The sequence below is a fragment of the uncultured Roseibium sp. genome, from assembly GCF_963675095.2.
Classification (GTDB): domain Bacteria; phylum Pseudomonadota; class Alphaproteobacteria; order Rhizobiales; family Stappiaceae; genus Roseibium.
This window is the reverse complement of sequence record NZ_CAXXSJ010000055.1, coordinates 254,042-265,791: the sequence shown is the minus strand read 5'-3', so window position 1 is coordinate 265,791 and position 11,750 is coordinate 254,042. Positions and strand designations below refer to the sequence as shown.

General features: G+C 61.9%; 10 protein-coding genes. 4 read left to right on the top strand and 6 right to left on the bottom strand.

Going from position 1 to position 11,750, the window contains the following annotated elements:
* The 4 genes from ABIN98_RS21335 to ABIN98_RS21320 all read right to left on the bottom strand — a co-directional run bounded on the left by ABIN98_RS21335 (nt 1) and on the right by ABIN98_RS21320 (nt 3,712).
* A complete protein-coding gene (locus ABIN98_RS21335) occupies nt 1-951 on the bottom strand; it encodes a MoxR family ATPase (protein WP_346912902.1) in 951 nt (316 codons plus the stop codon).
* 87 nt (nt 952-1,038) lie between these two features.
* Nucleotides 1,039-2,364 (bottom strand): ATP-binding protein, encoded by a 1,326-nt coding sequence (locus ABIN98_RS21330; protein WP_346912900.1) that lies wholly within the window; start codon nt 2,362-2,364, stop codon nt 1,039-1,041.
* Nucleotides 2,364-2,999, bottom strand: a complete 636-nt coding sequence (locus tag ABIN98_RS21325; RefSeq protein ID WP_346912898.1) for a response regulator transcription factor — start codon at nt 2,997-2,999, stop codon at nt 2,364-2,366. Before ABIN98_RS21325 ends, ABIN98_RS21330 begins: the two co-directional genes overlap by 1 nt.
* Nucleotides 3,000-3,082: 83 nt before the next feature.
* Nucleotides 3,083-3,712: a GntR family transcriptional regulator gene (locus ABIN98_RS21320; protein WP_346912897.1), complete on the bottom strand. Its 630-nt coding sequence runs from the start codon at nt 3,710-3,712 to the stop codon at nt 3,083-3,085.
* Nucleotides 3,713-4,210: 498 nt separating this feature from the next.
* Between ABIN98_RS21320 and ABIN98_RS21315 the strand changes: the two genes are divergently transcribed.
* The 4 genes from ABIN98_RS21315 (at nt 4,211) to ABIN98_RS21300 (ending at nt 7,878) form a co-directional block, all read left to right on the top strand.
* Nucleotides 4,211-4,966, top strand: coding sequence for an ABC transporter permease subunit (locus tag ABIN98_RS21315; RefSeq protein ID WP_346912895.1), 756 nt, complete (start codon nt 4,211-4,213; stop codon nt 4,964-4,966).
* A gap of 3 nt (nt 4,967-4,969) precedes the next feature.
* Nucleotides 4,970-6,040, top strand: coding sequence for an amino acid ABC transporter permease (locus ABIN98_RS21310; RefSeq protein WP_346912893.1), 1,071 nt, complete (start codon nt 4,970-4,972; stop codon nt 6,038-6,040).
* A 143-nt stretch (nt 6,041-6,183) separates the two neighbouring features.
* Nucleotides 6,184-7,221, top strand: coding sequence for a transporter substrate-binding domain-containing protein (locus ABIN98_RS21305; RefSeq protein WP_346912891.1), 1,038 nt, complete (start codon nt 6,184-6,186; stop codon nt 7,219-7,221).
* 84 nt (nt 7,222-7,305) lie between these two features.
* On the top strand, nt 7,306-7,878 hold the full coding sequence (locus tag ABIN98_RS21300) for a hypothetical protein (RefSeq protein ID WP_346912889.1): 573 nt from the start codon (nt 7,306-7,308) through the stop codon (nt 7,876-7,878).
* A gap of 28 nt (nt 7,879-7,906) precedes the next feature.
* On the opposite strand, the gene ABIN98_RS21295 is transcribed toward ABIN98_RS21300, so the two are convergent.
* Together ABIN98_RS21295 and ABIN98_RS21290 are read right to left on the bottom strand one after the other, a co-directional pair.
* Complete coding sequence (locus ABIN98_RS21295) at nt 7,907-10,627, bottom strand: cation-transporting P-type ATPase (RefSeq protein WP_346912887.1); 2,721 nt, start codon at nt 10,625-10,627, stop codon at nt 7,907-7,909.
* A gap of 67 nt (nt 10,628-10,694) precedes the next feature.
* Nucleotides 10,695-11,528, bottom strand: coding sequence for a universal stress protein (locus tag ABIN98_RS21290; protein WP_346912885.1), 834 nt, complete (start codon nt 11,526-11,528; stop codon nt 10,695-10,697).
* Nucleotides 11,529-11,750 lie beyond the last annotated feature (222 nt).

The window sequence follows — 11,750 nt, the reverse complement described above, 5'->3', positions numbered from 1 at the left end:
TCACCATGGTTCGACCAGGCGCAAGACGTCGGCAACGAGACTGCGGCCGGTGCGCCCTTCGCTGACAGCCGCCCAGCTCGGGATCAGCCGGTGGGCGAGCACGTCGGGAGCAAGCGCCTGCGCATCCTCCGGCAAGCCGTAGTCGCGGCCCTTCAGCCACGCCCGCGCCCGCACCGATGCAGCCAGGGCCAGCGTGCCGCGCGGCGATACTGGATGCTCGACCCACTCGGCAACGGCACCGCCGGAGCGTGATGCCATGACCAGCCGCACGATGAAATCCTTCAGCGCCGGAGCGAGATGCACCCGGGCGACCTCGGCTTTCGCAGTGTGGAGCTCTTCACCGGACATCGGCCGGGCAGGGGAGACCGGTTCGGCGATGTCCTCCGCCTCCACCAGATCCAGGATCGCGCGTTCCTGCTCGGCTTCCGGCATGCCGAGCGACAGATGCAGGAGAAAGCGGTCCATCTGCGCCTCGGGCAGGGGGAATGTCCCTTCATGCTCTATCGGGTTCTGCGTGGCGACGACCATGAAGGGATCGGGCAGGGGACGGGTTACGCCCGATGTGGTCACCTGGCGTTCGGCCATGGCCTCAAGCAGGGCCGATTGCACCTTGGGCGGTGCGCGGTTGATCTCGTCGACCAGCACCAGCGAATGAAACAGGGGCCCCGGGTTGAAGTCGAAGCTGCCGGTTTCCGGATGGTAGACCTGCGTTCCGGTCAGGTCGGCGGGCAAGAGATCCGGCGTACACTGGATGCGGCCATGGCTGCCCGGCAATTGGGCCGCCAGAAGCTTGACCGTGCGGGTCTTGGCGACGCCGGGCGGACCTTCGATCAGCACATGACCGCCGACCAGCAAGGCGATCAGCAGGCGTTCGATCATATCCTGATGCCCGATCAGCCCCGCGGAAACTTCCGCCTCCAGACGGGTGATCGGATGACTGAGATCATCCATAGGCTTCCTCCTCTTGGCGAAGGATGGGCCAGCTGCCGTTGCCGCGCCAGAGACGTCTTCCCGGCGGAACCGGGAAGACTTCCCGGATCAGAGGGGCAATTCCACGCTGGCAAGCATACCGGTTTCAGCAGGTTCCAGCGCGAAGCTTCCTCCCAGTGCATTGACCCGCTCGCGAATGCCAAGCAGACCATAGCCGTCGCCGGTGGGTACGGCTTCGCGCGCGCCGCCGTCATCGGAGACGGTCAGGGTGATTTTCCCGGCGGCCTCCAGCCTGACGGTCACGGTCTTGGGCGAACCATGCCGGATCGCATTTGTCAGGCATTCCTGCGTGATGCGGTAGAGGCTGAGGGCCAGATCGTCGGGAACAGCATCAACATCGCCTTCAAGGTTCAGGACGAAGCGCACATTCGGCAACCGGCCGCGCCAGCCGGCGACCAGACGTTGCAGGGCCGCCTCAAGTCCGAGCTCGTCGAGATCGGGCGGGCGCAGGCGGGAAAGTTCGCCGCGCAGGCTTTGCATCATCTGGCCGGAAATCTCGGCAATCCGCGCCCCGTCCCGGGCCGTGGTCTCTCCCGATTGCGCAACGGCCGTGCCCAGGGCGCGGGTCGCGGTCAGGCATTGGCCGAATTCGTCGTGCAGCTCCCGCGCCAGGGCCCGGCGTTCGCTTTCCTGAACCGTGAACAGACGCCGGGTCAATTCTGTCCGGGTCTCGCGGGCTTCCTCGAGGGCACGCGCAGTGTCGTTGAGGGCAAGGCTCAGCCGGTCGAATTCGGCGACGTGCTGGCGCGGCTGGCGCGTCGAGAAATCGCCGCTTTGCAGTTGTTCGATCCCGCGCAGGATCGTTCGAAATGGGGAGAGCAGGCGGGCGACCAGAAGGCCGGTTACAAGGGCGCCGCCGATTGCCATGCCGAGCGCAAGCCGCATCAGGTCGCCGGTGCGGTCCCAGGCTCGGGCAATGATGACCTTCGGGTCGGCATAGGCGGTGACGTGGGCATTGCTGGCGTAACGCGTCCGCACCGGACGTGTAATCGGGTCCGGAACCAGTCCGATGGTTTTCGCGAGCTGCCCGAACCACTTTGGCGGGGGCGTATCTGCCGCGACATAGGATCCGCAACGTCGATGGTCGGGCCGTTCGTCCGCGCCGAACTCGACACAGATGCCGGGAGCGATCAGGGTCCACCGCGGAAAGCTCTGCCAGTCGAGAAAGGCCGGCACCGGCGCCACACCGCCAAAGGCAAGACCCATGAAATCCGGACGTGCCGCAATTGCCTGGGCAACGCGCTCGGCGGTGATACGCGCATCCTCACGCGCCGCATCCGCTGTGGCCCAAAGCACCCATGCAGCCCCGAGCAGGACCGTCACTAGCCCCGCAGCGAGCACGCGCAACACCAGCTGAGGCAGGAGGCCGCGCATTAGCCTGTCTGCGTCAGGCCGGCCCGTTGCGCCTTGAGGACAAGGTCGGCATCGCCGGTGGCGTCGAGCTTGGCCCGGACCTGGGACAGGTTGTTCTGGATCGTCTTGGCCGAGAGCCCGAGGCTCTTTGCAATCGTCCGCCCGCTCATGCCCCCGGCCAGAAGCTGCAGGATCTCAAGCTCGCGCCGGGTCAGTGCCGCAATGTCGTCTCTTCCAAGCGTCGTCTGCGCAACCTCCTGCGCCATATCGGTCGAGAGCGCCCGGCGTCCGGACATGACCTTTGCGATGGCGCTGACCAGTTCTTCCGGCGGACTGCTTTTGGAGACGAACCCGCGAGCGCCCGCTGCCATGGCCTTCTGCGCGAAGATCGCACCCTGATGCATCGACACCACGATGATGCGTGCGCGGGGATCACACGCCAGAATGGCCTCGACCGCGGCCAATCCGCCGGCCCCGGGCATGGAAAGGTCCATCAGAACGATATCGGGTGCGTGAGCGGCAAAAGCATCAATCGCCGCCTCACCATTACTGGCCTCGGCGACGACCGAAAGCCCCGGCTGCCGCTCGAGCAGGCGAAGATACCCCTCCCGCACGATCGGGTGGTCATCGACCAGGAGAATTCGGACCGGTTCCATGGCCCATCTTACCGCGTGCCCAGCGGGCCGCTCAATGCATCCTTTTTGGTGTGAAACCGGTACCGAACCGATATCAGCGACCGTCAGTTGGCTGCTGCTTTTTCGGAATCGATGACCCGCCGGAAGAGATCCCGGGTGCTCTTGGGTTCGTAGTCCGAAATATGTTTCAGGAGGGTGCGAAAGGCCTCGCTGGCGTTTTGCGTGTCGATCTTGAGATCGCGCATATGCCAGCGCACGATCCGCCAGTAGCTGGCGGAAAAGGCATCCAGGAGGATCGGGTCCGGGATGACACTCGAAAGCACGCTGTAGAGCTTGTGCCTGAGATCGTACTGAAGATCGCGATCGCCGTCTTTCACCATGGAGGCGATCCCCGACAGCGCCAACACATCCGAATGCTGGGCGATGGTCAGTTCCGGAACATCCAGCAACAGGACCGCTTCCAGAAGCCCGCAATGGACCAGGATGTCCCGCTGGTGCTGCTCTTCCCTAAGGGGCGTGACGACCGTTCCGACACCGCTTTTCGTTTCGACCAGGCGTTCGTAGGCGAGGCGCTGCAGGATCTGACGAATGGGCGTGCGCGACATGCCGTAGCGGGCGGTCAGCGCAGTCTCATGCAGGGTGAGGTCCTCTCCGGGCGTCGCCATGCAGATGATGCGCCGCAGGTCTTCGAGTGTCCTGGCGTGTTTGGTGTCAAATTGTGCAATCTGGTTCATTGTTCATCATTTGCCGGTTTGTCGTCGAAGGAAGCTTTACGGTCTAAAAGTACACCTGTATACATGTTTGATCTCATTCGGGTCTTTTATACCAGCAGGCCATGATTCCACCAAGCGCTCCACCCCCGGTCAAAAAACGGCTTCGATTCTCCGAATTATTGATCATCGGGGCAATCGGAGCGCTCTTTGTGTTGGCGGTCATGAATGTGCTGGCCAACATGGCCGCCGCGGGCGTTCAGCCGGGGTTTTCCTTCCTGTTCAAGGAAGCCGGGTTTGATGTCAGCGAATCCCTAATCCCTTACGGTCCCGACGATTCCTATGCACGGGTCATCCTGACCGGTCTGATCAACACGATCTTTCTGGCGGTCGTATGCCTGATCCTGTCCACGGTGATCGGCGTCCTGTTCGGCCTGATCAGCGTGGGGCCCAGTTCCGATTGGCCGGGGCCTGGCCCAGGCCTACGTCGAGCTCTTCAGAAACCTGCCGAAGATTCTGATTTTGCTGGTTTTGTTCGTTGTCGTCGTCAATGGCTTGCCGCACGTGCGCTCCGCATTGGCGCTCGGTCCGTTCAGGCTGTCCAACCGTTCGATCAACTTCCCGGTCTTAGTGTGGAACATAAAACTGTGGATCCCGCTGGTGGCAATTCCGGTCGGTGCGAGCATTGCGCTCTACTGGAAATACTTGGCGGTCCGATACCGTCAGAAGACGGGTCGGGATATTCCCTGTTACCCGCTGGCGGCCGCGCTCGCGGTTCCGGTCCTGTCCGTCTTTCTGTTTGACGTGCCCGTCGTACTATCCGTGCCGGAGTTGGAGGGCTTCGACTTTGCCGGTGGAGGCCGGCTGTCGATCCAGTTCGTGGTGATTGCCGTCACGCTCAGCATCTATCACGGCGCCCAGATTGCCGAAGTGGTGCGCGGCGGTCTGCAGGCCATACCGGCAGGGCAGACCGAGGCGGCGAGGGCGCTCGGGCTCAAGAGCAGGCAGATCATCCGCCTGATCGTGTTGCCGCAGGTCGTTCGCATCATCATTCCGCCGATGAACAACCAGTATGTCAACCTGATCAAGAACACATCGATCGCAATTGCCGTCGGCTATTCGGACCTGATGTCCGTGTCGGGAACGATCATCAACCAGACCTTCAAGCCCCTGGAAATGATGCTGATCACCATGGGCATTTACCTGGGCCTGTGTGTTTCCCTGACCACCGTGATCAACCGGTTCCATCAGCATCTGACCGCGCGGGAGACACGGTAGGCCATGAGAGCGATATCGTCCGGCCGCTTTGGAACCCTTCTCAAGGAGGCGTTTTCGACGCCCCTGGCAGCACTTCTGTCCCTTTCGGCAGGTCTGGTGATCGTCGCGCTTGGCTGGGGCTCCGCGCGATGGCTGATCCTCGATGCGGTCTGGCCCTGGCAGGATGCGGCCCTTTGCAAGGCGCAAGCCGGCATCTGCTGGCCGTTTCTTCTCGAAAAGACACGGTTCATTCTGTTCGGAACCTACCCTTACGAACTGCACTATCGGCCCGCACTCGTCTCGCTGATGCTGTGCCTGCTGGCGGTGGCGACCTGCCGGCAAATGGTCGGAAAGGGGTTTCGGCTGACGGCCGGCCAGCTGGCGTTGAGCTGGCTTGCCGTGATTGTCCTGTCCTTCCTTCTCATGGGGGGAGGGGTCCTGGGCCTGGAAGCGGTCGATCCGGTGCGCTGGAACGGTTTGCCGATCCTGCTGATGCTGTCGATCATCGCGGTCGCTCTGGCCTTTCCGTTCGGCGTCCTGTTGGCACTTGCCAGGACGCAGAAGACCTACAGGCTTCTTGCGCGCTCTGCCGCCGTCTACGTGGAGGTCGCACGCGGCGTGCCGATGCTCACGGTGCTGTTCGTCGGAATTTTCGTTCTTCCCCTGACCCTGCCTGAGGGTACGAGCGTCTCGCCAGTTGTCGCCACGCTCGTCGCACTGATCTTCTTTCACGCCTCCTACTTCGCGGAGGATATCCGTGGAGGCCTTCTGTCGTTGCCGGCCGGGCAGGGCGAAGCGGCCAAGTCCTTGGGGATGACATACTGGCAGGCCATTCGCCTGATCATCCTGCCCCAGGCGATCCGCCGAAGCCTTCCTTCGATCGTCAACAGCACGATCGGCGCCTACAAGGACACGTCGCTGGTGGTTGTCGTGGGCATTCACGATTTGACCGCGACGGCGCGCATGTCCTTCGGTGATCCTGAGTGGCGCGACAATGCGCTCGAGGCCTATGTCCTTGTCGGAATGTGGTTTTTCCTGTCTTGCGCGTTTCTGTCGGGCATTGGCCGTCAGCTGCACAAGACGTCTTCACGCTGACTTCGGTCTTCCGATTGGATCCAGGTCATCAGAATTTGGTCTTTCTTCGAAACACGCCTCTTGCAGCCTTCAAAAAAGTGTAACAATATACCTGTATACAAGTATATGAAATGAACCTCCCAGACTGCCAAGGAACACTCCAGATGAAGACACTTTTTTCCCTTTCCTTCGCTCTTGCCACAACGCTCCTGGCCGCGCCGGCCGTGGCCGGTCCGGTCCTCGATGACATCATCGCCAAGGACCAGCTGATCTGCCTTGTGAACCCGAATTCGCCGGGCTTCTCGGTGCCCGACAGCCAGGGCGTCTTCCAGGGCTTCAACACCGACTTCTGCCGGATGGCCGCAGCGGCGATCCTGGGTGATGCCTCCAAGGCCGATATCCGTGGCATCGGATTTTCCGACTCCATGAAAACCCTGGTGGCCGACGGCGCTCACATGGCGTCGCGCTCGATCACCGCGACCGGCACCCGCGACGCAGATCCGGGCCTCGCATTCGTCGCGACCACCTTCTACGACGGGCAGGGTTTCATGGTGCCCAAGTCGCTGGGCGTGAAGAGCGCTTCGGAACTCAACGGTGCAACCGTTTGTGCCGAAGACGGGTCGACGACGCTTCTCAACATTGCCGACTGGTTCGGAGACCGGGGAATTGAATACCGGGTCGAAAATATTGCCGACAAGACGGCGCGTCTTGAAGCCTTCTTCTCCGGCAAGTGCGATGTCTATGCATCGGACGTCACCGCTCTTATGAGCGACCGTCTCCTGTCCGGTTCGCCGGAAGCTTACGTCGTCCTTCCGGAAGTTATCTCCGCGGAGCCGCTGACGCTGGTGACCCAACCGGATCAGGCGTTTGAGGCTGCCGTGTTCTGGGCCTTTCAGGTCATGTTGAATGCCGACCAGTACGGTGTGACTTCGAAGAATGTCGCCGACATCGTCAAGGATCTGGAAAACCAGCCCAAGGCCGTGAAGCGCCTCTTCGCCGAAGACAATGCGACTGCGGAAATGGCAGAAAAGCTCGGCTTGCCGAAGGACTGGGCGTTTCAGGTCATCAGCCAGGTTGGCGCCTATTCGGAGGTTTTCGAGCGTCACCTGGGTGCGGAAACGCCGTTCGGGATCGAGCTGAAGGAAACCACCAACGCGCTCGTTCGTGACGGCGGTCAGATGTACGCCTACCCGATCCGGTAAGCCTGGGCCCGACCCTGAAACACGCGGATGCCCGGTTTCCGGGCATCCGTTTTTCCAACAAGAACAACAAAAGATCCGATAAATATGGAAAAATATCCGTCTGAACTTCGTGCACAACTGATGGAAGACGAAACCAGCATCCGAACGCAGATACCGTGTCCCGGTGCAGGGCACATTGTAACGCTAGGCTTTCCGGGCCTGGCTTTCGATGTTTCGGGCAGTGCCTATGTCGACAGGGAACGCATGGAGACCACGCTATCGGCCTCAGCCTTGCGCGCCTGCCGTATCCTGATCGTTCTTGTCGAGAAGACGGAAGTGCCCGATGTTGCCTGGACGCTTTTGCACGATATCGCGGGTGAAAGGGACATCCGGATCGTTCATATGCCCATCCCGGACTACGAGGCGCCGGACGCCCGTTTCGCGGAACAGTGGACGGCGATCAGCGATGACCTCAACGAAATTCTGGATGCCGGCAACACGGTCGCGCTCTCCTGCCACTATGGTGCGGGGCGGTCCGGCACGATCGCAGCCAGCATGCTGATGGACCGTGGCCTGTCCGCCAACGCCGCGATAGAGGCGGTGCGCGCGAAATTTGCCGAGTCGATTGAAAGCGAAAAACAGCTCCTCTGGCTGCAACAGAAAGAGCAGGCGGCGTAATCGGCCGGCAGGAAGCCGCGAAAGCGCGCTAGCGCTTGTTGACAGGCCTCCGGAAAGCCAGGCCCTTCATGCTGAGGCGCAATTGCTTCTCGATTTCGATGATCGCGAACAGCGTGACGCCGATTGCGACGATCAGCAGGCCGTCGAACAGCGGGACACTCTCCGTTGCGAAGATACGCTGCAGCGGTGGCAGATAGGTAATCGCGAATTGTGCGGTCGTCACCGTGATCACCGTGGCCCAGATGACGGGAGTGGCGCGGACGGCTTTCCAGGTGAGGGAGGTTCCATAGATGTTGCGGATGAAAAACAGGTGGAAGATCTCCATCACCACCAGCGTATTGACGGCCATCGTCCGCGCCAGCTCGATCGAATAACCGCGGTCGATCGCGTAGGCGTAGATGCCGAAAACGCCGCCGAGAAACAGCAGAGAGACCAGCACGATGTGCCAGGCGAGCCCACCGGTCAGCAGGGCTTCGTTGCGCGGGCGTGGCGGCCGCCGCATCGTGTCGTCTTCGGTCGGCTCGAACGCCAGCGCAATGCCCAACGTGACCGCGGTGATGAGGTTGACCCACAGGATCTGGACCGGTGTGACCGGAAGCGTCAGTCCGAACAGCAGCGCGACGATGATCGTCATTGCCTCGCCTGCATTGGTCGGCAGGGTCCAGCTGATGACCTTCTTGATGTTGTCGTAAACCGTTCGCCCCTCGCGCACGGCGGCGACGATAGAGGCGAAATTGTCGTCCGCGAGCACCAGTTCCGCTGCTTCCTTCGCCGCTTCGCTGCCCTTGCGGCCCATCGCAATGCCGGCGTCGGCACGCTTCAGCGCCGGTGCGTCGTTGACCCCGTCACCGGTCATCGCCGCGGTGATGCCCTGCGATTGCAGGGCCATGACGAGCCGCAACTTGTGCTCCGGATTGGTGCGGGCGAAAATGTCCACGCCGCCTACTGTGGTTGCCAGCGTCGCATCGTCCATGGTGTCCAGGTTTCTGCCGGTCAGGACCCGGTCGGGATTTTCCAAGCCGATTTGCCTGCCGATTGCAGCAGCCGTTCCCGCGTGGTCGCCGGTGATCATTTTCACCCGGATCCCGGCCTTGCGGCATTCGGCGATCGCTTCGATCGCTTCCGGACGCGGCGGATCGATCAGGCCGACGAGACCGATCAGCACAAGGCCGCCTTCGACATCCGCGAAATTGAGTCTGGTTTGCGTGTGGCCCACCTCCCGGGTTGCGATCGCCAGCACGCGCTGGCCATGGGCGGCCATGTCCTCGGCGCATTCCATCCAGTAGGCTTCATCGAGCGGCTCGCTTTCGCCCGAGGGCGCGCGCTGCTGCGCGCACATCGCCAGAACCTGCTCCGGCGCGCCTTTGACGAAGATATCCGCGTGGGCGGGGTGGTCGTGATGCAGCGTCGCCATGAACTTGTGGCGGGAGTCGAAGGGGATTTCGTCGGTGCGCGTGCGCGCCGACAATTCCTGGCTGACATCGACACCGACCTTTCCGGCAAGCGCCAGCAGTGCGCCTTCCATGGGATCGCCTTCCACGGCCCAGAAGCCTTCGCGACGATGCAGCGAGGCATCGTTGCAGGACGCTGCCGCGCGGGCCAGTTCAGCCAGATGGAGATGGTCCAGCCCGTTCACCCGGGTCTCGGCAAGATAGATCGCCCCGTCCGGTTCGTAACCGTCGCCCGCAAAGGAAAACCGGTGCCCGGACAGCGCGACCGAGGCGACCATCATCTCGTTACGCGTCAGCGTGCCGGTCTTGTCGGTGCAGATCACCGATACAGACCCGAGTGTTTCGATCGCCGGAAGACGGCGCACGATGGCGTTGCGCCGGGCCATCGCCTGAACGCCGACGGCCAGTGTGATCGTCAGGACGGCGGGAAGGCCCTCGGGGATCGCGGCCACCGAAAGGCCGACCACCGCCATGAACATCTCGGTGAAATCATGGTGTTCGACGAAATAGCCGAAGATCAGCAGGATGGCCGCAATCAGCAGGATCAGCAGAGTGAGCCACTTGGCGAAGACATTCATCTGGCGCACGAGCGGCGTCGTCAGCATCTCCACATCGGCCAGCAGACCGCTGATGCGGCCGATCTCGGTCTCCGCGCCTGTGGCAACGACCAGGCCGCGTCCTTGCCCGCTGGTCACCATCGTGCCGCTGTAGGCCATGCAGGAACGATCGCCGAGCGCGGCATCTGCAGCCGCCGGCGCCGTGGATTTTTCGACCGGTATGGATTCACCCGTGAGGATCGCCTCCTGGATATGCAGTCCGGAGGTCCGGATCAGCCGCAGGTCTGCGGGAACCTTGTCGCCTGCCTCCAAGAGGACGATATCGCCGGGAACCAGCTTTTCCCCGCTAATGCTGTGACGCTCACCGTCGCGCAGCACCGCGGCTTGCGGGGCGAGCATCTTGCGGATGGAGTCCATTGCCTTTTCGGCACGGCCTTCCTGGATGAAGCCGATCACCGCATTGGCGATCACGACGGCGAGAATGACGGCCGTGTCGACGTAGTGCTGCATGGCAACCGTAATGACGGCGGAGGCGAGCAGCACGTAGATCAGAATGTCGTGGAAATGGGCCAGAAACCGGAGAACCGAATTCCGCCCGGGCGGTTCTGGCAGCCTGTTCGGGCCGTGCGTCTCAAGCCGCACGGCCGCCTCGGGGGAGGACAGTCCCCCTGCTGTCGTGCCGGATGCCTCCAGACACGCTTCTATCTCGGACGAATGGGGGGCGACGACGGGTCCGGTCATCCTTGCACGCGTGTCGGTTTCCGCTGGAAGCGGCCTTGCTGGTTGAGCAGGAGACCGGTCACAGCTGCTAATGCGCCATGAAGACGGGGACCTTCATATCTTCAAGAACCTGCCGGGTCGCACCACCAAGCACCCATTCCCTGAACCGGGACCTGCCATAGGCGCCCATGACGATCATGTCCGGCTTCAAGGTCTCCGCCTGCTTCAGGATTCCCTCGCCTGCATCCGCATCCGGCTCCGCCAGATCGGCGATCTCGACATTGACGCCGTGCCTTGACAGATATGTTTCGATGCTGACCGGCGTCAGCCGCATCCGTTCGGGCGGCGCTTCGCGGTTCTGCCCCTTCAGCACGGTTACGGTGGAGGCTGTCTTCAACAGCGGCAAGGCACTGCGCGCCGCGGCGGCCGACTGCGCACTTCCGTTCCAGGCCAGGAGCACGCGTTGCGGCAACTCGATGCGGGACCATCCGGCAGGCAGGATCAGTGTGGGGCAGCCTGACAGCGCCAGTTGTGTTGCCGCGCCCCATAACAGGTCTTGCTCGGTCCCGGATTGCCCGACGATGACCAGGTTATACAGACGGGTCGCTTGAAGCAGCACTTCGGCAGGGTCGCCTTCTGCTGTTCGCCAGTCATGGGAAACGCCGGCCCGTTCCGCGGTGGCGGTGAATTGTTTTTCGAGTTCGGCGACCTTTTCGTACTCGAGCCGGATCGTATCCGAAGCTTCCTTCTCGTTCATGAGAATGAACGGGCTTTGAACCGCATCCCGCAGGATCGCGGCCTCCGGCAAGACGCAGATGCCGGTTGCGTGGGCGCCGAACTTCTTGGCGACGGTGAGTGCAAAATCAACCTGATGGCTGTTTCCGACCAACGGAACATTCACCAGGATATCCTCGTAACTCATTATCCACCTCCGGCTGTTGGTTTCGAATTTCGGCTCAACATCCCTAATATCGGGCCGCCTTGATCTGGTTCAAGCACGTAGCTGAGCGATTTGCCAGATGGAAATATGCAGATGAAAGTCAAATGAAATATGAAGCGATCGGATTCTACAGGCGGATTCCGCGCAATCAACGCGTCAAACGACAAGATAGCAAGAAAATCCCGGTCTATCCGTGGATTTCCA

What these genes read in the sequence shown, in the direction of transcription:
- ABIN98_RS21300 (WP_346912889.1), top strand. Translation starts at nt 7,306, where the DNA reads ATGGAAAAATATCCGTCTGAACTTCGTGCACAACTGATGGAAGACGAA.
- ABIN98_RS21320 (WP_346912897.1), bottom strand. Translation starts at nt 3,712, where the DNA reads ATGAACCAGATTGCACAATTTGACACCAAACACGCCAGGACACTCGAA.
- ABIN98_RS21335 (WP_346912902.1), bottom strand. Translation starts at nt 951, where the DNA reads ATGGATGATCTCAGTCATCCGATCACCCGTCTGGAGGCGGAAGTTTCC.
- ABIN98_RS21295 (WP_346912887.1), bottom strand. Translation starts at nt 10,627, where the DNA reads ATGACCGGACCCGTCGTCGCCCCCCATTCGTCCGAGATAGAAGCGTGT.
- ABIN98_RS21330 (WP_346912900.1), bottom strand. Translation starts at nt 2,364, where the DNA reads ATGCGCGGCCTCCTGCCTCAGCTGGTGTTGCGCGTGCTCGCTGCGGGG.
- ABIN98_RS21310 (WP_346912893.1), top strand. Translation starts at nt 4,970, where the DNA reads ATGAGAGCGATATCGTCCGGCCGCTTTGGAACCCTTCTCAAGGAGGCG.
- ABIN98_RS21305 (WP_346912891.1), top strand. Translation starts at nt 6,184, where the DNA reads ATGAAGACACTTTTTTCCCTTTCCTTCGCTCTTGCCACAACGCTCCTG.
- ABIN98_RS21290 (WP_346912885.1), bottom strand. Translation starts at nt 11,528, where the DNA reads ATGAGTTACGAGGATATCCTGGTGAATGTTCCGTTGGTCGGAAACAGC.
- ABIN98_RS21325 (WP_346912898.1), bottom strand. Translation starts at nt 2,999, where the DNA reads ATGGAACCGGTCCGAATTCTCCTGGTCGATGACCACCCGATCGTGCGG.